The 21,143-nt window shown below is 41.4% G+C and carries 18 protein-coding genes; 15 read left to right on the top strand and 3 right to left on the bottom strand.

Going from position 1 to position 21,143, the window contains the following annotated elements:
• Window positions 1-154: 154 nt before the first annotated feature.
• The 10 genes from KO530_RS10750 (at window position 155) to KO530_RS10705 (ending at window position 11,703) form a co-directional block, all read left to right on the top strand.
• Window positions 155-1,747, top strand: a complete 1,593-nt coding sequence (locus KO530_RS10750; protein ID WP_216048404.1) for a cytochrome ubiquinol oxidase subunit I — start codon at window positions 155-157, stop codon at window positions 1,745-1,747.
• Window positions 1,744-2,880, top strand: a complete 1,137-nt coding sequence (cydB, locus tag KO530_RS10745; RefSeq protein ID WP_216048403.1) for a cytochrome d ubiquinol oxidase subunit II — start codon at window positions 1,744-1,746, stop codon at window positions 2,878-2,880. Before KO530_RS10750 ends, cydB begins: the two co-directional genes overlap by 4 nt.
• 18 nt (window positions 2,881-2,898) lie before the next feature.
• Window positions 2,899-3,009, top strand: a complete 111-nt coding sequence (cydX, locus tag KO530_RS10740) for a cytochrome bd-I oxidase subunit CydX (protein ID WP_100643419.1) — start codon at window positions 2,899-2,901, stop codon at window positions 3,007-3,009.
• Window positions 3,009-4,613, top strand: coding sequence for an ABC transporter ATP-binding protein/permease (locus KO530_RS10735; protein WP_216048402.1), 1,605 nt, complete (start codon window positions 3,009-3,011; stop codon window positions 4,611-4,613). The genes cydX and KO530_RS10735 overlap by 1 nt, the downstream gene beginning before the upstream one ends.
• Entirely contained in the window at window positions 4,603-6,144 is a 1,542-nt protein-coding gene (locus KO530_RS10730) for an ATP-binding cassette domain-containing protein (RefSeq protein ID WP_216048401.1), read from the top strand. The genes KO530_RS10735 and KO530_RS10730 overlap by 11 nt, the downstream gene beginning before the upstream one ends.
• Entirely contained in the window at window positions 6,137-7,009 is an 873-nt protein-coding gene (locus tag KO530_RS10725; protein WP_216048400.1) for an MBL fold metallo-hydrolase, read from the top strand. Before KO530_RS10730 ends, KO530_RS10725 begins: the two co-directional genes overlap by 8 nt.
• 3 nt (window positions 7,010-7,012) lie before the next feature.
• On the top strand, window positions 7,013-7,771 hold the full coding sequence (locus KO530_RS10720; protein WP_252729097.1) for a sulfite exporter TauE/SafE family protein: 759 nt from the start codon (window positions 7,013-7,015) through the stop codon (window positions 7,769-7,771).
• Window positions 7,772-7,784: 13 nt separating this feature from the next.
• A complete protein-coding gene (locus KO530_RS10715) occupies window positions 7,785-8,195 on the top strand; it encodes a TIGR01244 family sulfur transferase (protein WP_216048399.1) in 411 nt (136 codons plus the stop codon).
• A gap of 102 nt (window positions 8,196-8,297) precedes the next feature.
• Window positions 8,298-9,932: a methyl-accepting chemotaxis protein gene (locus KO530_RS10710; protein ID WP_216048398.1), complete on the top strand. Its 1,635-nt coding sequence runs from the start codon at window positions 8,298-8,300 to the stop codon at window positions 9,930-9,932.
• Between the two features lie 169 nt (window positions 9,933-10,101).
• Window positions 10,102-11,703, top strand: coding sequence for a hypothetical protein (locus KO530_RS10705; RefSeq protein WP_216048397.1), 1,602 nt, complete (start codon window positions 10,102-10,104; stop codon window positions 11,701-11,703).
• A 136-nt stretch (window positions 11,704-11,839) separates the two neighbouring features.
• On the opposite strand, the gene KO530_RS10700 is transcribed toward KO530_RS10705, so the two are convergent.
• A complete protein-coding gene (locus tag KO530_RS10700) occupies window positions 11,840-12,574 on the bottom strand; it encodes a TrmH family RNA methyltransferase (protein WP_216048396.1) in 735 nt (244 codons plus the stop codon).
• A gap of 272 nt (window positions 12,575-12,846) precedes the next feature.
• Between KO530_RS10700 and rlmE the strand changes: the two genes are divergently transcribed.
• Window positions 12,847-13,467: a 23S rRNA (uridine(2552)-2'-O)-methyltransferase RlmE gene (rlmE, locus tag KO530_RS10695; RefSeq protein WP_216048395.1), complete on the top strand. Its 621-nt coding sequence runs from the start codon at window positions 12,847-12,849 to the stop codon at window positions 13,465-13,467.
• A gap of 19 nt (window positions 13,468-13,486) precedes the next feature.
• On the opposite strand, the gene fdxA is transcribed toward rlmE, so the two are convergent.
• Window positions 13,487-13,810: a ferredoxin FdxA gene (gene fdxA, locus KO530_RS10690; protein WP_216048394.1), complete on the bottom strand. Its 324-nt coding sequence runs from the start codon at window positions 13,808-13,810 to the stop codon at window positions 13,487-13,489.
• A 210-nt stretch (window positions 13,811-14,020) separates the two neighbouring features.
• Here fdxA and KO530_RS10685 point away from each other — a divergent pair, with 210 nt between their 5' ends.
• From KO530_RS10685 to KO530_RS10675, 3 genes are all read left to right on the top strand, one after another.
• The gene (locus tag KO530_RS10685) at window positions 14,021-15,661 is read left to right on the top strand and encodes an NAD(P)/FAD-dependent oxidoreductase (RefSeq protein ID WP_216048393.1); all 1,641 of its coding nucleotides are present in this window, start codon (window positions 14,021-14,023) and stop codon (window positions 15,659-15,661) included.
• A 40-nt stretch (window positions 15,662-15,701) separates the two neighbouring features.
• Entirely contained in the window at window positions 15,702-16,946 is a 1,245-nt protein-coding gene (locus tag KO530_RS10680; protein ID WP_216048590.1) for a TMEM143 family protein, read from the top strand.
• 180 nt (window positions 16,947-17,126) lie between these two features.
• Entirely contained in the window at window positions 17,127-18,029 is a 903-nt protein-coding gene (locus tag KO530_RS10675) for a transglutaminase family protein (protein WP_216048392.1), read from the top strand.
• Between the two features lie 212 nt (window positions 18,030-18,241).
• Here the strand turns inward: KO530_RS10675 and KO530_RS10670 are convergent, their stop codons facing one another.
• Window positions 18,242-20,185, bottom strand: coding sequence for a fibronectin type III domain-containing protein (locus tag KO530_RS10670; protein WP_216048391.1), 1,944 nt, complete (start codon window positions 20,183-20,185; stop codon window positions 18,242-18,244).
• Window positions 20,186-20,628: 443 nt separating this feature from the next.
• Here KO530_RS10670 and KO530_RS10665 point away from each other — a divergent pair, with 443 nt between their 5' ends.
• Window positions 20,629-21,120 carry a YqiA/YcfP family alpha/beta fold hydrolase gene (locus KO530_RS10665; protein WP_216048390.1) on the top strand — a complete coding sequence of 164 codons (492 nt, stop codon included), beginning with the start codon at window positions 20,629-20,631 and terminating at the stop codon, window positions 21,118-21,120.
• The last annotated feature ends 23 nt before the right edge of the window (window positions 21,121-21,143 follow it).

Below are 21,143 nucleotides of genomic sequence, written 5' to 3'. Positions count from 1 at the left end.
CATAATTTCATATGGTTACATGAATTTCAAAATTTGGCACGTTGAATGCAATTCTGTTGATTAAGATCAACTCCGAGTTAGAAATCTTCGGAATATAATAAATTTCGCTAACTCTTTATGCGCAAACACATTTTTAATCACTAGGAGAAACAGTATGAACGAGACTCTTATCGAGTTATCTCGTTGGCAATTTGCCTCTACCGTCATGTTTCATTTCATATTTGTTCCATTAACTTTAGGGCTGAGCTTTATGCTTGCCATAATGGAATCAGTTTATGTTTTGACTGGCAAAGAAATCTACAAACAAATGACCAAGTTTTGGGGTAAGTTGTTTGGGATCAACTTTGCCATTGGCGTTGCCACAGGCTTAACCATGGAATTTCAGTTCGGTATGAACTGGTCTTATTATTCCCATTATGTCGGTGATATTTTCGGCGCACCTTTGGCAATTGAAGGGCTCATGGCGTTCTTTTTAGAGTCTACATTCGTTGGTTTGTTTTTCTTTGGTTGGGACAAAATGACCAAGGTAAAACACTTAATGACTACTTGGCTGGTTGCAATTGGCTCTAACTTCTCAGCACTTTGGATTTTAATTGCAAATGGTTGGATGCAGTTTCCAGTAGGAGCTGAATTCAACTTTGAATCCATGCGGATGGAAATGACTAGTTTTGCAGAGGTAATTTTCAACCCCGTTGCACAGGTTAAATTTGTACATACCGTTTCTGCAGGATACGTCACAGGCGCTATTTTTGTATTAGCGATTTCGTCATATTATCTACTGAAAAATAAAGACGTTGCTTTTGCTAGACGTTCTTTTGCCATTGCCGCCAGTTTTGGTTTGGCCTCGGTGATTTCGGTCATTATATTGGGTGATGAAAGTGGCTACGAATTGGGTGATGTTCAAAAGGTAAAATTAGCGGCAGTAGAAGCAGAATATGAGACACAACCTGCTCCAGCGGCATTTACCCTATTTGGGATACCCAACGATGAGACCCAAACAGTCGATTATGCAATTCAAATTCCCTATGCCATGGGTATTATTGCCACTCGTTCTCTAGACGAAGAAGTGGTCGGATTAAAAGAGCATAAAGAGCGTCACAGAGAACGAATTTTATCTGGAATTATAGCCTACGACTTACTAGATAAAGTCAGGAATGGAGAAGCGACTGTCAATGAGCGCACTGATTTTGAACAACACAAAGACAATTTAGGCTTTGCCATGTTGTTGCAACCATTTACCGAAGATGTCAGCAACCCGTCGGAACAGGCTATTCAACAAGCAGTAGACTACAGCATCCCTAAAGTTGCGCCGTTATTTTGGAGTTTCAGGCTGATGGTTGCATCTGGGTTTGCGATGTTAGTGCTGTTCGCCCTTGCGTTTTACTATTCCACTAAGCATCAGATTACCAAGCCTCGTTGGTTGTTGAAATTTGCACTTTACAGCCTGCCGCTTCCTTGGATTGCCTCTGAAGCCGGATGGTTTGTAGCAGAATATGGCCGTCAACCTTGGTCGATTGCAGAAATACTACCCGTACATGCATCGGTATCAAATTTATCTGTGACTGATGTCGTCATTACAATAATTGCCTACACATTTTTCTACGCAATTATGTTTATTGCAGCCTTCTATCTCATGCAAAAGTACGCCAAAAAAGGACCTAGCGAGACCTTCGCTGACGCCGAGCGTGAATTAGAAGAAGCCGCTCAATTACTGAATAATGAACAACCTCAAGGAGCAAACTCATGATTGACTATGAAACGCTGCGCGTTATCTGGTGGGTGTTAATTGGTGTATTACTCATAGGCTTTGCTGTTACCGACGGTTTTGATTTAGGCGTAGGCGCATTGTTAACGCTGATTGGCAAAACCGATCAAGAACGACGAGTTATGATCAACACAATTGGTCCCCATTGGGATGGAAACCAAGTATGGTTTATCACTGCCGGTGGTGCCATTTTTGCGGCTTGGCCAATGATTTATGCGACTGCTTTTTCCGGTCTATACTTAGCGTTAGCCTTAACCTTAATCGCACTTTGGATGCGTCCACTTGGGTTTGACTATCGCAGCAAACTAACCAATAAAAAGTGGCGAATGATGTGGGATTGGGCACTATTTGCTGGCGGATTCATCCCTGCCCTAATATTTGGTGTGGCATTTGGTAATTTGCTACTGGGTATCCCATTTGAGTTAGATGAGACGTTGAAATCAACCTATACAGGCTCATTCTTTGGTTTACTCACCCCTTTTGCTTTGCTTACTGGCCTAGTTTCGGTTGCCATGCTGCTAAATCATGGCGCAACTTGGTTACAACTTAAGTCTTATGGTGACCTGTATCAACGAGCGCGCTCTGTTGCGGTGATATTGGCTTGTACAAGTGCGGCGCTTTTCGCTTTAGCAGGTGTTTATTTAGCCCTGGGAGTCGATGGTTATCAAATCACCTCAACCATAGATGTTGCCGCTACGAGTAATCCATTACATAAAACCGTATCGGTTGTCAGTGGTGCATGGTTGCAAAACTACAGCATTTATCCATGGATGGTAGTCGCTCCTGTTCTAGGTATCGTTGCAGCACTCGCCTCTGCCTTGTTTTCAAGTAAAGGAAAAAGTGGTTGGGCGTTTACTGCAAGTGGCTTAAGTATTGCTGGCATCATTTTAACCGCTGGGTTTTCGATGTTTCCGTTTCTACTACCAAGCAGCATCATGCCTGATGCAAGTTTGACTGTGTGGGACGCAACGTCTTCATTTTTAACCCTGCAAACTATGTTTATTGTGGCCTGTGTTTTTGTACCTATAGTGCTGTTTTACACCGCATATGGTTTTTGGGTCATGAGAGGTCGAGTAAAACAAGCGGACTTAAGTAAGTCACACGCAATTTATTAATGTAAAAGGAAAAAGATTATGTGGTATTTCACGTGGATTTTAGGCGTTTTATTGGCTTGCTCATTTGGCATCATTAACGCCATGTGGCTTGAGTCAACAGAAGATATGGATCGTACGGACGAATCATAATGGAAAATCAAATAACACCTCAAGCTATACAATGGTTAAAGCGGCAAAGCATGGATTTTCGCGTGCCGCAAATGAAGGTGTTTTTGGTCAGGCTAATACAGTTTATTGCTCAAATCTTCACATTCTGGTTATTTGCCGAAATGATGATGTCGATTGTTGTTGAGCAACAAGCATTTGATGGGCGCAAGGTTTTATACTTAGCGGTCGCATCATGTATTTGGTTGGTCAGTGTATACGTTGCAGATAGCTTATCGGCTATCTGCAAAAATAAAATTGAAAGCCAAATTGAATCGGATATCCATGCAATTTGGCAACAACAACAAACTGCATTAATACGCCGATACTCGTCGGCTTATTGGCAACAATTAATCTTTGATCACATTGCTGATGTAGGAAATTACGTCAGTCAGTACTGTGTCCAAAAATGGATGGCCGGGATAACGCCACTGGTGATCTTATTGGTGATCGCCCCCATCAATTACGTGGTAGCAGTTTCTCTACTGCTTTGTATGCCAGTGGTTCCTTTGTTTATGATTATCGTCGGCAAAGGCGCTGCGGCACTGCATCGTAAACATTTTATCGCTTTAGAACGTTTAGGCGCGATGTTCTCAGATAGATTAAAAGCCTTGCCGCTGATTACCAGCGCTAATCAGCATCATGAGCAACAGATGCGCTTAAGTCATGCCAGCAATATTGTAAATTCAAAAACCATGAAAGTGGTATCTGTGGCTTTTTTGTCTACCACGGTTCTAGATTTTTTCTCGACCTTATCAATTGCACTGGTGGCCGTATTTATCGGTTTCAGTCTAATTGGTGAATTTGAATTTGGACCGTCAATGAATCTACACACTGGTCTGTTTATGTTACTGGTTGCACCGTTATTATTTGCCGAATTAAAAACATTAGGCCGATATTACCACCAAAAATCCAAAGCCGAAGCGAGTGCGGAAAGGTTTGCAGAGATATATCAAGAGGTTAAACCTAACGTCATCCAACAAAACTTCAGCGGAATTGATTGGCTTAATTTTCAAGTTAAACAACCAAATATTTGCGCAAAAAAGATTTCCATCCAGCCCAGTGAATGGATATTTCTCGAGGGTCAATCCGGCGCAGGCAAAACCGTTTTGCTAGAGGCATTGATGGGTTTTAGGGAAGCTTCACATCAATTCCCTGCGCTAAGTTACTTGTTAACTCAAGATACCGTAGTGCTAGATAATACGCTGAGATATAACCTCACCCTAGGGCGCGATTTCGCCGATCACATGCTTTGGGAGGTGTTAGTCGACGTAGAACTGAATGACTGGGCGATCAAACTTGAACAGCAATTAGATACACCTTTAGGTGACTACCCTCCACTTTCCGGCGGTGAAGCCCAGCGTTTAGCCCTTGCGCGCATCTTACTGATTAACCCCGAAGTGGTTTTTCTCGACGAACCCACTGCTCACCTGACTCAGGAACAGCATAGAATCCTAAGTTTACTGCTGCGTCAACGCTTGCAACACAAGACTGTAATTTGGGCATCACACAAGTCCATTCCAGATCACTGGTTTACACAACATTGGCAACTTGAAAATGGTGTATTGAGGATCCCAAATGAAGCATAAAAAGCTATTAGCCGTCAGTTTGTTTCTGGCCATAGTGCACTTTCTGGTGGGATTCACTATTTTACTGGTGTCTTCTTGGTTTATTGCCGCCTCAGCCATTGCTGGCATAGGCTTCAATTACATGTTACCGGCTGTCATCATCCGCGCCCTTGCTATATTGCGGATTGCGTCTGGCTATTTCAGTATGTTGTTTGGCCATCAGCACTTGCTTGGCTCTTTGGCAGACATTCGTTTATCGGTGTTCAAGTCCCTCGCCGACAATAATGTTACATCTAGAGATGTATCCTTAAACGCACTTGCTTATCAAAGTGAAGAAGTGGCTTCTATTTGGATTGCTTGGGTGGGGCAAAATGCAGGTGTGTTATTATCCATCAGCGCACTTATGTTTTGTGCTGTTGTATTTACACCGACATTAAGTTGGCCATTAATCGTTTTCTTTAGCGTATTTAGTCTCATTTACGCCACTTTAGTACTCACAACTTTGCACAACGCTAAGCGCTTAGCCAAATATCAAAAAGCGACACAATTACGCTTAATTCAGCATATTGAAAGTGCGCCTATCTGGCATATGCAAAATCAACTGCAACCACCACAACTAAATAGCATTAGAAAAATACAAAACCGAATCCAACAACACACAAGATTAGCCGCGTTGCTGACCTCTATAACCAGTATCTCAACCTTGTGTTTTATTTTAGTAAGTCACGCTAGTACTCACTTAGGAAACAGTTTGTTTGTGATTATTCCTATGGCGTTACTGAGTGTAAATGATTGGTTGGGTCGCTCAATCGAATCTCAAAACAAGCTGGCAAGTTATCAGGTTGCCAATAACAACATTGCTCAACTAGTAAAAGAGTCAGTGCCAATTTCGCGACTTAATCCCCATGTTAAGAATCTCGAAGTTTCGAACTTTAAAGCTCAAAATACAGTAATGCCGGAAGTGTTTGGCACATTCAACATAGCAAGTTTGAGCTTACTGGTGGGAAGCTCTGGCTCTGGGAAAAGTCGTTTTTTACAGGCTGTCGCAGGCCTTATCCCCAACCAAGGTAAACGTTTGATCAACCATAGCGATATGCCTGAAGGGTTACTTAATGACAGCTTATACATAGAACAATTTCCATTTTGTTTATCAGATACCTTAAAAAGTAATTTACTTATTGCCAATCCAGAGGCGTCCGATAGATGTTTAATTGAAACCCTGAATGATGTTGGTTTGGGCTACATGAGCGATATTAATCAATGGATTGGAGAAAACGGTAGACGTTTTTCTGGCGGTGAGAAAAAACGTTTGGGCTTGGCTCGAGCACTATTAAGTAAAGCAAATTTAATTTTGATTGACGAACCATTTGAAGCCTTAGATGAAACCAATATTGAAATTGCCTGCCGCCAACTCAACACATTGGCCCAACATAAAATCGTGTTGGTTGCCTCTCATATTATTCCACGTCAACTGAAAATCGATCAGCAAATATCTCTTGATCCTCCATTGCATTCGGAATTAAACAAAGAAGGTGCCATTCATTATGAATAAACTCATCATTCAACCATTTTTGGATGAAACAACCAATACTGTCACATATGTGGTAACTGACAAAACATGTAACCTATCCGCGATTATTGACCCAGTATTAGATTTCGATCCAAATTCCGGCACGCTTTCCTCCACCAGTGCCGATAAAGTGATCAAGTATTTAGATGACAATAATTTATCCTTGGAATGGATACTGGAAACTCATGCTCACGCTGATCATATTACTGCGTCTCAATATATTAAGGAAAAACGTGGTGGCGAAATCGGCATAGGCGAGCATATACGCAAAGTCCAATCGACCTTTAAAAAAATCTTTAATTTACAACCAGACTTTGCTTGTGACGGTAGTCAATTTGATCACCTTTTTAGTGACGGTGAAATGATCAATTTAGGCCATCTAAACATTCAAATAATGAATACCCCAGGTCATACACCTGCCTGCATTAGCTACCTGATTGAAGACACTGTGTTTGTTGGTGACACACTGTTTATGCCCGACTATGGTACCGCGCGAGCAGACTTCCCCAATGGCAGTGCCAAAGCCTTGTACCAGTCCATCCAGAAAATACTTTCACTACCTGACGAAACCCGTATTTTTGTCGCTCATGATTATAAAGCCGAAGGTCGTGACGAATATGCGTGGGAAACCACGGTATTTCAGCAAAAACGCAACAATATCCATGTAAAAAATGGCACCACTGAAGAGGATTTTGTCAATATGCGCAATCAACGTGACAAAACATTAGCCGCGCCAAGACTTCTGCTACCATCAATTCAACTTAATATTCGCGCTGGACTGCTGCCAGATAGCGAGGATAACGGTGTTGCGTATCTCAAAATTCCGTTAACCACAAAATTGGCTTAAACCATGAACGATCCAATGATTTGGTTAGGTGCAATTGCTATGGGATTGAGTCTTGGGCTACTGGGCTCCGGTGGCAGTATATTGACCTTACCCTTACTGATTTTTATTGCCAAAGAACCTGAAAAGTTAGCCATTGCAGAATCTCTACTTATTGTAGGAATAGTGGCGTTAGTTGGCACTATATCCCACTATCTAAAAGGTAATATCATCTACAAATTGGTATTGTATTTTGGCATTCCTAGTATGTTTGCGGCATATGGAGGCGCTTATTTAGCGCAGTTTGTCAGCGCAAAATTACAACTGCTTACTTTTGCAGTAATAATGCTTTTAGCGAGTTTTTTTATGCTCAAACCGCTCGCCCCTAACCTCACCCAAACAACCAGTCCGCAATCAGGGTTTTGGCTAATTCCTGCGAGCTTGTTGGTGGGCTGCTTAGCCGGCTTAATTGGTGTAGGCGGTGGTTTCCTGATAGTGCCGGCACTTATGTTTATTGCCAAAATCCCCATCAAGCAGGCAGTGGGTACCAGTTTAGTCATTATTGTAATGCAGAGTATTAGTGGCTTTTCCCAGTACTTAAAAGTATTTCAAAATGCTGATATCAGCTTAAATTGGCCGTTGATCTCGCTGGTCAGCAGTTGTGCAATAGGCGGAATATTAGTCGGGTTGCGAATCGCAGATAAACTTCCCCAATTGGTGATAAAGCGCCTATTCGGTGCTGGGCTAATTGCGCTATCGGCCTACACCTTTATGACCAACGTTTAAACCAGGATTTGCCATGCCTATCGTCAACCTAAACGACCACTTTTCAATATCTGGTGAGCTCGATAATGAATTACTCTCACAGTTAGTTGAAAATGGCTTAACCATGCTAATTAATGTTCGCCCCGATAATGAGTCTGCCACTCAAATAAATAGTCACCAATGGCAACAGATATGTCGTTCACTTCGAATTGAGTATCAGCATATTCCGGTTAAATCGGGTATTTACTCAAATCAACAAATTGCGTTATTTAAACGCTTGCTTGAACAACATAAGGGCTTAGTCCATTGTTTTTGCAGAAGTGGCACTCGTGCAGTCCACCTTTGGGCGTTGAGTCAAAAACAACAGGCCAGCTTCCAACAGTTACAACAACTATGTTCCTCAAAAGGTTATGATTTGTCAGCAATTAAAGACTATTTTAAGTGATTAAGTTTTGAATCAACAAAAATAGACTAGACTGAAAGAAAAAGCATAACGCGGCAGCAAGCGTCGCCTAAAAGTTGGGCTGCAATAGTCGAGGAATTAGCAATGATATTTTTACGCAATTTTTCATTGATATACCGATTAAGTTTTATTGTCATTTTAATGGTGCTCGTACTGGTACTTCTGAGCTTCAGTGTGTTGAACCATCATTATGAAGCACTGGAACAACAAGCCTACAAAGAAAACAAAAGCGTTGTGGATGTCGCATACAGCGTAATTGAACACTTCCATCAATTAGCCAGTACCCAACAACTCAGCGAAGACGATGCAAAATCAATGGCGATTGCAACTGTGAGTGAGCTTAGATACGACGACAATAATTATTTTTGGTTACAAGATGCAACCCCCAATATGATTATGCATCCTTTCAAACCGGCGTTAAATGGAGAGTCTCTATACAACAGCACTGACGCCAATGGGAAAACGTTTTTCCGAGAAATGTCGCAATTAGTCAAAAAACAAGGCAGTGGTTTTGTGACCTATGTTTGGCCACTACCAGGTGAGGAAGAACCAACCTCGAAAATATCCTACGTCAAAGAATTCCGGCCGTGGGGATGGACTATAGGCTCGGGAATTTACTTAGATAAACTTGACGCCTTTTACGCCAAACTGCGTAATTCATATATCCTCGAAGCTTTTATCGGATTGCTTGTTATTCTTGGCGCTACTTGGTTAATTAGCAGGAGTATTACTGCGCCGATTCAAGAAGCAAGTGAACGAATGCGTGACATTGCTCAAGGTGAGGGAGACTTGACCCGTCAATTGCCGGTAAAAGGAAATGATGAAATAACCCAGCTAAACCAGTTTTTTAATCAATTTACCTCCAAAATACGAGAATCTCTTCTGCAAGTGCGCACAATCGTTGAAGAGTTAATAGAACAATCCAATTCGGTTGCCAGTGTTAGTCAAAGCAGTAACACCTTTGCCCAACAGCAAAGTGACGCCACCTTACAAGTAGCAGATGCTATTGATCAAATGACGAAACAAATTAGCGAAGTTAGTAGCAGTGCATTGAATGCGGAAAACACCACAACTGATGCTAAAACCAATGCCCAATCGGGAGCCGTAGCGGTGAATCGCACCGTAGAGGATATTCAATCATTAACCAGTAACATCGATCAGGTTAATTCGGTTGTATCTCAATTAGCCAAACAAAGCGAAAACATTGGTAGCGTACTCGATGTGATACGAGCGATTGCAGAACAAACCAACCTGTTAGCATTAAACGCGGCGATCGAAGCGGCTCGCGCAGGAGAGCAAGGCCGAGGATTTGCTGTCGTTGCCGATGAAGTCCGTACCTTAGCCAGCCGCACCGGACATAGTACTGACGAAATTCAAACCATGATTGAGAAATTACAAAGCGATGCTAAAGCCGCAGTGGAAGCAGTAAAAACCAGCCAAGACACTTCTCAAAAAACGGTAGGAAACATAAACGAAGCGAATGAAACACTGCAAGAAGTTGCAAGATTAATGGGCCAAATGTCGCAAATGAACAGCCAGATAGCCCAAGCGACAGAGCAACAAACTCAAGCCGCGCAAGCCATTAACTTGCGACTTAATGATTTAAACGATGCCTCAGAACAATCTGTCACAACGGCAGCCACCTTAAACCAAGCTAGTCAGGCGCTAAAAGCCCTCAGTGATAAAGTGCATACTGTAGTTAATCGCTTTAAATTGTAGTTTTACAAGCTGTTTAACCTATTTAGACTTTTGCTGACTGTGCCGCGGCGAGCTCAGAAGAATGAAAAAGCTCTCGTAAAATGTAAACTTAAGAGTTTTAAAGGTTTTTTGTTAAGCCGTTCTTAAGGTTAACAATATAAAGTTCATACATACATTTATTGGTGGTTGTATGAACTTAAACCTTTTCACTGTTTTTATTATAATTTGCGCGACTTTATTTTTGCCGTCTAAGCTGCTCGCTCAGCAAGAAAAGGAGTGTAGTCAAACTGACAAGGTTCACTTTAAACCCAACGATATATTCAACTTAGAAGATGATGACAGTATTTTCATACACGATTGGGCCAACTTTCTACATATCAAAACCAAGCAAGATACCCTCGAAAATGAAGCTGCTTTTTTCCTCAAAAAATGTGAGGTTAACTACGATGATTTACTCGAACTGGAACGACATCTACGCAATCAAAAATACATAAGAGACGCGAAAGTAAAATATGATGAGAATAATTTAGTTTCGGTAGAAACTTGGGACAACTGGACGTTATTGCCAACCATAGATTTCAGTCGTAAAGGCGGTAAAAATAAGTTTGCTATTGGTATAAGAGATCGTAATTTGCTTGGTTTGGGAATAGGTGCAGAAATAGAATATTTCAGTAATGAACAGCGCACGGGTTATAGACTTGATACCCAATTCCCCCTTTATCTAAAAAACAATATTAATGCCTCTATCACACTAACGAGCAATGATGATGGCAGCTCAAAGGCTGCATTTATTAATAAGCAATTTGTGAGTTTCGATACCCAATATGCATATCAAATAGGGTTTGATAATTTCAGTCAAATAGACACACAATTCGAATTGGGCCAGCAATCTAACCGCTTTAGCCATGAACAAAGATTCTCCACTATTGCGTGGCAATGGCTGCAAACAAATTCATCCACAGATACGTTACGCTTTGGTGTCGGTTACACGCGGGAATCACATCGTTTTTCAGATTTAATCAAAAATGCACTCAACGAGACTAACCTTTTGCCCAACGACAGAGAGTTTAATTATCCCTTTGTTTCCATCGAGTATTTGCAGAAAGATTTTAGGAAATTAACCAATCTGCACTTAATCAACCATATCGAAGATTACAATTTAGGCTGGCATGTCAGTGCTAGTATCGGTACTGATTTTTCAGATAGAGATAACGCCCCTAGCCTAATCTGGCAATCCAACTTATCTAAAGGAATCGAAATATCTGAAAATGCGTTAGTGTATTTTGATGTCTCACTTGAAGGCGAGCAATACAACAATTCGCAACAACAAGACAGAGTCCTACTCAAAACCAGTGCTGAGTATTTCTACAAGTTCAATCAGCATTGGGGGGCATATTTTAAAAATGCCAATGTAATAAGTGACAATCAATATTTAGACTCACCTGTGGTTTTAGGTGGTGAAACTGGTGTACGAGGTTACCCATTGCAATATCAGCACGCCACAAAGAGCACACAATTTACCGCTGAGGCCCGCTATTATCCGCAGATTAATATCTACAAATTATTGGAGTTAGGTGGCGCTGCATTTATAGATTCCGGTAAAGTATTTGACCAATCAGAGTCATCAGAAAAGCAATCGTCATTAATGACATCCGTAGGCCTTGGAGCTCGATTTTATTCCACCCGTACCAGTGAAGCACGGGTAATTCATATTGATGTTATTAAGCCGATTAGTTCAGATCCGAATGTAAACAGTGTTGAATTTAGAGTGACCACTAAACATAGATTTTAGCTAATCTATAGTGTTTTACTTAAGACAAGCGATTGCCCATCACTTTAATCACTTTAATCGCTTATCACTATGGTTAAAGCAGCATTTCCACGTATCGAATAACATCACTTTAATCGTGCTAATAACTAAAAATTACTTAGCTCGACAACTGATACACGCAAATATTCACTGCACTGGCTAAATTAAGTGAATCAATTTTTCCACTTCCAGCAATAGTAAAGGCGTCGGCAGCACAGGCCGATAAGGCATTAGTAGGAACGCCACGCGCTTCGTTGCCAAACAAATAACACTGGTAATTGACAAAATCTGTACTTTGAATTTGTTTGCCTTGCATATCTAAATAGGCAAAGCGCTTAAAGCGTGTTTGTAGATCAGCCAATTCAACCTCCAACTCAATGGGCACATGAAATATCGCGCCCATACTGGCCCTTACCACTTTGGAGTTAAACGGATCGACACTGTTGGGACTGAGCAATAAGCGAAAACCACCAAACCAAGCTAAGGTTCGTAAAATGGTACCTAAGTTACCGGGATCTTGTACTTCATGAAGATAGATACAGCGTTCACCCTGCAGGTTCGCTTGCTGCAATTTAGCGGCCTTTGGCAATGGCACACAAGCAATAATGCCCTGCGGGGTTTTGGTGTCACTGAGCTGTGCCATTTGCTTTTTATTCAACACAACTAAAGCACATTGATGAGTAAATCGTTTGCCCCAATCTTGATATTCTTCAGTGACATACAAGGTAATATCATCTAATCCATGTTCTGCTTTTTGAAGCTCTAAAACCAGATGTTCACCTTCCACAAGGTAATAACCAAACTGCGAACGATATTTCTTTTGGTGGAGCTTTTTTACATCATCAAATTTCATATTAACTTGCCTTTATAAATTGGTGCAGCATGGCACAAGTTAAATACTGCAAGTTCGGTCATGTAAAATCCTAGTCTGTAGATTGGCTAAACGAAATAATAAATACTCAAGGTTGATAATTGTAACGCTTTGCTCAAATCAAGTCAGGGAAAACAAGTTAAAGCAAATAAATTACCGTTAAAAACGCTATTTTCGCCTAGGTAATTTGCAAATTTGCCGTGCCAGCTTACAATAAGCGCCGTTTAAACCATCAAAAATAGCAGACTCACTTTATGGCACGCTCTAAAACCAGTAAAAAATGGCTGGACGAACACGTTAACGATCCCTACGTAAAAAAAGCACAAATTGACGGATATCGTTCCCGTGCTAGTTATAAACTTATCGAAATTAATGAAAAAGATAAGTTAATTCGCCCCGGTAGTATTGTCATGGATCTAGGTTCAGCTCCTGGTGGTTGGTCACAAATAGTCGCTCCCCTAGTAGGTAAAAAAGGCCGAGTGATAGCCTCAGATATTTTGCCAATGGATTCGATATTGGATGTAACTTTTATCCAAGGTGATTTCACCGAAGAAGCGGTTTACGATCAAATTGTGGCAACCTTAGACAACGAACAAGTTGATGTGGTGGTGTCTGACATGGCGCCGAACATCAGTGGTGTCAATGCCACTGACCAATACAGCTCAATGTACCTTGTCGAGTTAGCACTAGATATGGCCCGCAATGTATTAAAGCCTGGCGGCAGTTTTTGTGCAAAAGTGTTTCAAGGTGTTGGCTATGAAGAATATTTGAAAGACGTTCGTAGTTCTTTTAATAAAGTGGTGATCCGTAAACCTGATGCCTCTCGCCCACGCTCTCGCGAAGTGTACATAGTCGCAAAAGGATTCAAAGGCTAAAACAAGATCTAAATAATGACTATCGCTCTAACAACGGCAACTTTTCGACAACACCGTTCCATTTGTCGGCATCTTCTGGAGGGGCTTTTAGTTCAGTGATATTCGGCCATTCTTGGCTCAATTGTTCATTTAGCGCTAAGTACTGGAGTTGATCGGCTGGCAGTTCGGTATCTTGAAAAATCGCATCTGCCGGACACTCTGGGACACATAACGCACAGTCTATGCAAATTACTGGATCGATCGCCAAAAAATTAGGCCCTTCAAAAAACGCATCTACAGGGCATACGGCAACACAGTCGGTATATTTACATTTAATGCAATTGTCGGTCACTACAAAGGTCATTGAAAGCTATTTTGGTTAGGCTGAAAATATGCCGACAAGTTTAAAGAAGCACGATAAAAACACAAGTTTCTTTGAAATTTTGTTGTGGTTAACAATAACCAGATGTTTTCAACCTAAATACAATTTAACAGGGCTATCTATCACAGACTAGCTGATTTAAAATATCGCGCCCTGACAGAAAGGCTGTCCGGCGTTTAAAGAGTGTGTATTATGTTACGTTTGACGGATATTAAATTACCCCTAAATCATCAAGAACAGGCTATTGAGCAAGCAATACTTAGCAAACTCAAAATCACCCCAAGCCAGTTAATATCCTTCAATATGTTCAAACGAGGCTATGACGCTCGCAATAATAGAGACATTCAGCTCATTTACACCCTTGATGTGGAAGTCAAAAACCAATCTGAACTGCTCGAACAGTTTGAGCGGGATCCGCAAGTTCGCATCACGCCTGACATGCAATATAAATTTGTCACCCAAGCACCAAATGAATTAACCGAGCGACCAGTAGTGGTTGGACTAGGACCATGTGGTTTATTTGCCGCATTAATTTTGGCCCAAATGGGGTTTAAGCCGATAATACTGGAACGGGGCAAAGAAGTTCGAGAACGGACCAAAGACACCTTTGGTTTTTGGCGAAAAAAACCACTCAATCCAGAATCAAATGTGCAGTTTGGTGAAGGTGGTGCTGGTACATTTTCCGATGGCAAACTTTATAGTCAGGTAAAGGATCGCAAACATTACGGGCGCAAAGTGCTACATGAATTTGTCGCTGCAGGCGCACCTGAAGAAATCATGTACGTAAGTAAACCCCATATTGGGACCTTTAAATTGGTCAATATGGTCGAAAAAATGCGTGAAAAAATCATATCTTTAGGGGGTGAATTTCGCTTCAGTACAAGAGTAGAAAAACTCGATTTAGAACCGCAAAATGACGGCTATAAAATAAAAGGCTTACATTTAGCTGATGGGGATTACCTTAGCTGCAAACACGTAATATTAGCAGTGGGTCACAGTGCAAGGGACACCTTCACGGCACTGTATGAGCAAGGCGTGTATATTGAAGCTAAGCCATTTTCAGTAGGCTTTAGAATCGAACACGAACAAAGCATGATCGACAAATGTCGCTTCGGCGACAATGCCGGCAACCCTATTTTGGGTGCAGCTGACTACAAACTAGTCCACCACTGTAAAAATGGACGCACCGTCTATAGTTTTTGTATGTGTCCAGGCGGCACGGTAGTCGCGGCAGCATCAGAACCAGGAAGAGTCGTTACCAATGGCATGAGCCAATATTCTCGCCACGAACGTAACGCCAACAGTGCCATAGTCGTTGGCATTACCCCAGAACAAGATTATCCAGGTCATCCTTTGGCAGGTATCGAATTACAACGTAGTTTAGAAGATCTGGCCTTTGCAGTTGGAGGTGAAAACTATCACGCACCGGCGCAATTAATTGGAGACTTCCTAGCAGGTAAAGCCAGTGCAGAATTAGGTGATGTAAAACCTTCATATACCCCAGGTATCACCCTAACTGATTTATCCAAAGTGGTACCTGATTTCGTAACCGAATCCATTCGCGAAGCCATTCCAGCGTTCAATCGTCAGATCAAAGGATTTGCCAAAGCGGATGGTTTACTCACTGGCGTTGAAACCCGCACCTCTTCACCGATTTGTATTAAACGCGGTAAAGATTACCAAAGTGTCAACGTAGCAGGTTTGTATCCCGCTGGCGAAGGAGCAGGTTATGCTGGCGGCATTTGGTCGGCCGGAATTGATGGTATTCGCGTAGCCGAAGCTGTGGCGTTGGCCATAGTGGGCATAGTGGGCATAGACGAAAAACCTGAATAAACGCAACCAAACAGGCTAATAAACCTTTATGCAGCAAAGTATTAAGAAAGATCGGTTTATTCCGTTACGAAAAGCGGATCTTATCAACGCCTGTTTGCAACAAGGCCAGCTCAATGAAAAGGATAAAAATGCGTTCATAGACTTGTGCCATATTCTGGTGAGCACCTTACATTTTGAATATCATCAGACTCTTGAAATATTAAAAGATAGTTACGCCCCCTTTGATCCTAACTCAGACACCCTGCCCGTTCATTCAACCTCTAAAGATTCCTTAGATAACAAACAACAGGTTTTCGCGCAAACCTTTGCTCAGGTGTTAAATGCCGCAAACTTTGAAAAGGTTACCGAGCAGGATTTACAAGAGGCGTTGCATGAAGCGTCTTTATTTAAAGTTAGGCTGGAAGTGGAATTTGAAGATTTCGCCGAAGTGGTATTTTATCGCCGTGGCGAATACCAGAAAACCGAAACACTGAGCAAGTTTTGGGGTCTGAAGAAACAGCAGGTAAGCTTCACCAACTATGACAAAGTAGCAGTTTATATAAAGTTTAAAAACGCTGAATACTTTGCCTCAAAGAAAATGAAACCGGTTAATTTTGAACCTGACTCAACCATCATCAAATTATTCCAAAATGTACCAAAAGCGGATTTAGAAATGCTGTTCCCCAACAGCGAAGTGCGCATGCGCACCTTAGACAAAGCCATTATCGGCGGCTCTGCGTTAGTTGGCGGAACCGTGGTGTTAGTGACAAAACTAGGCGCGTCTTTATTATTGATGGCAGGCATTATCAGTTATTGGATTGGTCTGTCAGATAAAGCAGTGACAATTGGCACTCAAGAACTCATCGCTCTTTGCGCAGGAGCTGGGGTAATTGGCGGGTTTATATTCAAAGAATGGAGTAAGTTTAAAAATCGTAAATTGAAATTTATGAAAGCACTGGCTGATAACCTCTATTTTAAAAATCTCGACAACAATGCTGGGGTTTTTCACCATCTAATTGATACTGCGGAAGAAGAAGAATGTAAAGAAGCGATACTAGCCTATTATTTTTTACTGACATTTAAACAGCCTATCAGCAGTGAACAACTAGATCAGCAGATTGAAGATTGGTTTGCCAGCCGATTCGATTTTGAAATAGATTTCGAAATTGAAGATGCGTTAAATAAATTGCTTCGATTTGGCATAGTTAACAAACAAAATAATATGTATAGCGCCATATCGATACAAGCCGCCCAGACCCAACTGGATCGTGAATGGGATGACATTTTCAGCTCAAAGGTTGAGTAACTTTAACTCGATATAAATAAAACGTCTTACCTCCGATTAAAATTAAGCTAGGCTTATGAAAAAATGTTAACCGATATTTTAAGTTACGCAAGTTAATATATAGCTAGGTTGATTGCATAGCCACTATATAGCGTATAACCTCAACTAACTTGAATAGTTAAGCATGGCATTGTTAATTTTATGAAATTACGCATCGAACATTTAACCCGTCATACTTACACTGGGCCTGTTAGTTTTTCAGGACATAGTTTATATCTGCGTCCAATCGAAGGTCACTTAAGACGTGTCCATCGTTTTGATGTTGAGACCATTCCCCCTTCACAACAAAGTTTTGTGCGCGATGTTGAAGGTAACTCATTACTCAAATGTAACTTCGGAATGACAGAGTCAGAAATTTTGGAATTTTTGACGGTAATCGATGTTGAGATTGATGATGACAACCCCTACGACTTTTTACTTGAATCTTACGCCCTTGAATATCCATTTGAATATCGTGGCGCTGACGTAAAAGCGCTCACTCCCTATATTTTAGATCCGCAACAACAGAACCAATCGCAAGTTCTCGATTGGTATCAGCAAGCGGTTCCCTCGCCTTCGAAACATCCGGATATTATTCAATTTTTAATGGATATAAACCAAGCGATTCGTCGAGACATTCGTTATATACGCAGAGATGAAGAAGGCATACAGCTGCCAAATGACACTCTTTCGTTAGGCTCAGGCTCCTGTCGAGATATGGCCGTTTTGTTTATCTCTGTGGTTCGTCAACTTGGCCTAGCCGCTCGATTTGTTAGTGGTTATTTGTATGATCCTCCGGCCGAAAATGGTGCTGAGTATACTTTCAATCGGGCGGTTGGTTCTATGCACGCTTGGGCTGAGGTTTATTTACCGGGGGCTGGCTGGAAGGGATTTGATCCCACTAACGGCATATTGGCTAACAGTTTTTTTATTCCCACCGCGGTGAGCCATAGTCCCGAAGTGATTGATCCTATTCAAGGGCACTACTTTTCTAAAGATGCCACAGATTCGGAGATAGAGATTCAATTGCATATACAACAGTTAGATGTTGCCACAGATAAATGAAGTGAATACGCTAGCGGCGTGATTTAAACTAACGCTCACAGCTGAATATTGCGTTTCGCTAAATTTGCACCGCCAGTACAAACCAGGTTAAAGCACCCAAACGGTTAACTTTAGCGAAAGGTAAAACCATTAAAAAATCGGCTAATAGCGCACTATGCGCTATTAGCCGCGAATATTAGCCGCAACTATTAGCCAATATAGAATTTCAGCAATTACTCTATCGAAAACTCATCGAATAACTGTACTTCAGAATTAAGATTAGTCGGATCAAACACATAACTTTGTACTGTGCCCGTTCCAGTATCTAAGATAGAAAAGACTGACAAGGTATTACTGGTTACAAAAGGCAAGTTTGGATAAGCGTCATTTTCTAAACTCATCGGGCTAAACACCGTTGGAAAACTCATTGCGCGGCCTTGTGGATCGCCATTTGGTGGATAATCTTCAATTGCCCAGCGTGGATTTTCCGAATTTACATCGGCCCAAAAATCGGCATAACTAGAGCGCACGTCTTTGGTATACACACCGCTGCTATCAACATAATAAGCACCATAAGAATTGCCTACGTTTGAGCTTTCTAAATAATGGAGGTCTTCCACTTGCGCTCGATTCCACAAATGTGAGTGTCCTATGTGTACTAAATCCACCCCATTTTCCAACAGTAGTGGTTCAATATCGTTGAGCCATACGTCTTGAGCTAACGGATATTGATAACGCACTTCAGTGATATTACTGAGCATTGGTTCAACGTCATTGGTCCAGGTCTCAGTGCTCAACGGAAAGGTGAACTCAGTGATAGTTTCAAGTCCTTGCGCATCCGTTTCAACAAGTTGCATAACTGGTTGTGACAACACCGGCACGGTATTATCACCTAAGCCAAATACCCCTTGGTGGGCCATTACCACTTTATATTTAGCATTTTTGAAAGCATCAGTTTGCATAACCGATTCTAACCATGCGTACTGCTCGGAATCTTTGTCAAAACGTTCAAACAAAAACTCACCAAATCCCCATTGTGAAGGATCTTCTAAGGTGCTTAAGCTTTCCACAAATTTAGACTTGCTAGCACCAGAGACACTCCACGAACGCCAGATTCTCGACACGTTCATTGAAATAATAAACACATCACCAAATACAGTTGCATAATATTCTTCACCACCTTGGCCATCATCAGGGAAAGAGAAAATATCTAAGAAGCTGTTTTGATTATGTGATTGATCAGCAATCCATTGGGCTTTAATCTGAGCATCATCAGTCGGGTTTACGTCGGCTTTTACTTGCTCATAAGCGGCTTCCGCATACCAAGCTGGTTGCGGATCATTAAAGCCACCATTAAGGGAGTAATCATCTTCAGTAGGACGATAACGCCCCATCACTTCATGATTACCAATGGTCCCAAATAGAGGTGAATGTTGCAGTATTTCTCCACCATTGTATGGGAATCCCGGTAGATACTTTTGATAATGTCCTTGTAGTGCAGGGAAAAAACCTGGCGCATTATCTTTTGCCTGATCAAACCATTCAGATGCACGATCCGGTACATTAACAAAGTCACCAGCAAACAATACTGCATCAGGGACACCGACGGTTTCGACTACTTTTTGATAGTTAGCGACAACATTCTTTTTCGACTGTAAATCTGATGTAAGTAATATCTTCAAAGGAGCATTTTTAGCAGGAGCTGGCGCTAAAGTGAAAGTATCGCTGGCAAATACAAACCCATCTTCATCTTTACTGGAAACTGAATATTCTACACGCTCACCTTGCGTTAAGCCCTCTGCCACCGCCTCGTGACGAAACACAGAGCGATAACTCACTGCATCATAGGTTTTACCAAATTGTTGAGATGACGCATCTTCCATCATACGAGTTAATGAGGTTGTAACAACATTAGTGGTGGTTGTTTCACCGTATTGCAAAGTATGCTCAGTACCTTCGAAATTGGTAAACCACACCACGCTGACGGAACTCTCAGTAGGTAATTGTAAGAATGGGTCGGTTAACATTGCATGCTCTGCGTTAACCATCACAGGTATTTCAACTGGTACTTCTACAGGCACTTCAATTTCTACAATTTTATCGTCGTCACAGGCAGCAAGTGTGGCAACAAGACACAGCAAACCTAACGAACGAGCGTTCGCAAACTTAGTTTTCATTATAATTTTCCCATCAAATATGAGTTGATTTTTCAATTCCACACAAAGTAAAACGCGCCTAATCGGTACTTTTTTAACTTTGAGAAAGTCAAGACAAACCACTAAAAATCAGCACAAAAAACCCGAGAAATATTGCATTTCACGTGAATATTTTTTGAGGAATAAATAGTGCAGAAAAAAACTAGCAGATAAAAAAGACAGTTCTATTACATAAAAAAAATGTGATAAAAGCTTCATAAAACAACAGGATTAATGACAGATTTATGAAAGATAAAAGATTTATATTTTTTCAATGAGTCTACTTTCACTCATTTTTCGCACATCGTTGTTGCTCCAAGTACTTTATAAATCAGCTAAAAAATCATTTGTATTCAACAGCAAACCACGGGCAATTTGATACACTGCCTTAAACAATAAAATGACAATTTACTAATGGAAAAATTATGCAGGTGATTTTCTCTCACGGAAAAGAAAGTGGTCCTTGGGGCTCTAAAATAACTACCTTGGCAAAGATTGCGCAACACCATGGTCATCAGGTAGATAGCCTCGATTATTCAGCCATTGCCAATCCAGATGCACGGGTAGAAAAGTTAATTGGGCGTTTAGCCGAGGTTACTGAGCCCGTATTACTGGTGGGTTCATCAATGGGCGGCTATGTTTCATTGGTAGCCTGCGAGCGTCATCCATGCGCAGGTGTATTCTTATTAGCACCTGCCCTATTCATGCCAGGTTATGACAAACAAAGTTACTCATCAGGCAAGCAACCGATTTGCATCGTGCATGGTAAAGAAGATGAGGTGATACCCTATCAACACTCAGAAAAATACGCTGCCCAATCTGGTTGTGAATTACATTTGATTACTGGAGACCACCGACTTAACTCGTCAATGGATCAAGTTACAAGGTTATTCACTGACTTTTTGAAGCGCTTTTGATAAATAGCAACAAAGCGTCATCT

Source organism: Aliiglaciecola lipolytica (genome assembly GCF_018860635.1).
GTDB lineage: Bacteria > Pseudomonadota > Gammaproteobacteria > Enterobacterales > Alteromonadaceae > Aliiglaciecola > Aliiglaciecola lipolytica_A.
Note: the sequence above shows the minus strand (reverse complement) of the source record. Positions and strands in the feature narration are given on the sequence as shown.

Excerpts from the sequence above, each read along its gene's own strand:
- KO530_RS10750 (WP_216048404.1), top strand. The coding sequence starts at position 155 with ATGAACGAGACTCTTATCGAGTTATCTCGTTGGCAATTTGCCTCTACC.
- cydB (WP_216048403.1), top strand. The coding sequence starts at position 1,744 with ATGATTGACTATGAAACGCTGCGCGTTATCTGGTGGGTGTTAATTGGT.
- cydX (WP_100643419.1), top strand. The coding sequence starts at position 2,899 with ATGTGGTATTTCACGTGGATTTTAGGCGTTTTATTGGCTTGCTCATTT.
- KO530_RS10735 (WP_216048402.1), top strand. The coding sequence starts at position 3,009 with ATGGAAAATCAAATAACACCTCAAGCTATACAATGGTTAAAGCGGCAA.
- KO530_RS10730 (WP_216048401.1), top strand. The coding sequence starts at position 4,603 with ATGAAGCATAAAAAGCTATTAGCCGTCAGTTTGTTTCTGGCCATAGTG.
- KO530_RS10725 (WP_216048400.1), top strand. The coding sequence starts at position 6,137 with ATGAATAAACTCATCATTCAACCATTTTTGGATGAAACAACCAATACT.
- KO530_RS10720 (WP_252729097.1), top strand. The coding sequence starts at position 7,013 with ATGAACGATCCAATGATTTGGTTAGGTGCAATTGCTATGGGATTGAGT.
- KO530_RS10715 (WP_216048399.1), top strand. The coding sequence starts at position 7,785 with ATGCCTATCGTCAACCTAAACGACCACTTTTCAATATCTGGTGAGCTC.
- KO530_RS10710 (WP_216048398.1), top strand. The coding sequence starts at position 8,298 with ATGATATTTTTACGCAATTTTTCATTGATATACCGATTAAGTTTTATT.
- KO530_RS10705 (WP_216048397.1), top strand. The coding sequence starts at position 10,102 with ATGAACTTAAACCTTTTCACTGTTTTTATTATAATTTGCGCGACTTTA.
- KO530_RS10700 (WP_216048396.1), bottom strand. The coding sequence starts at position 12,574 with ATGAAATTTGATGATGTAAAAAAGCTCCACCAAAAGAAATATCGTTCG.
- rlmE (WP_216048395.1), top strand. The coding sequence starts at position 12,847 with ATGGCACGCTCTAAAACCAGTAAAAAATGGCTGGACGAACACGTTAAC.
- fdxA (WP_216048394.1), bottom strand. The coding sequence starts at position 13,810 with ATGACCTTTGTAGTGACCGACAATTGCATTAAATGTAAATATACCGAC.
- KO530_RS10685 (WP_216048393.1), top strand. The coding sequence starts at position 14,021 with ATGTTACGTTTGACGGATATTAAATTACCCCTAAATCATCAAGAACAG.
- KO530_RS10675 (WP_216048392.1), top strand. The coding sequence starts at position 17,127 with ATGAAATTACGCATCGAACATTTAACCCGTCATACTTACACTGGGCCT.
- KO530_RS10670 (WP_216048391.1), bottom strand. The coding sequence starts at position 20,185 with ATGAAAACTAAGTTTGCGAACGCTCGTTCGTTAGGTTTGCTGTGTCTT.
- KO530_RS10665 (WP_216048390.1), top strand. The coding sequence starts at position 20,629 with ATGCAGGTGATTTTCTCTCACGGAAAAGAAAGTGGTCCTTGGGGCTCT.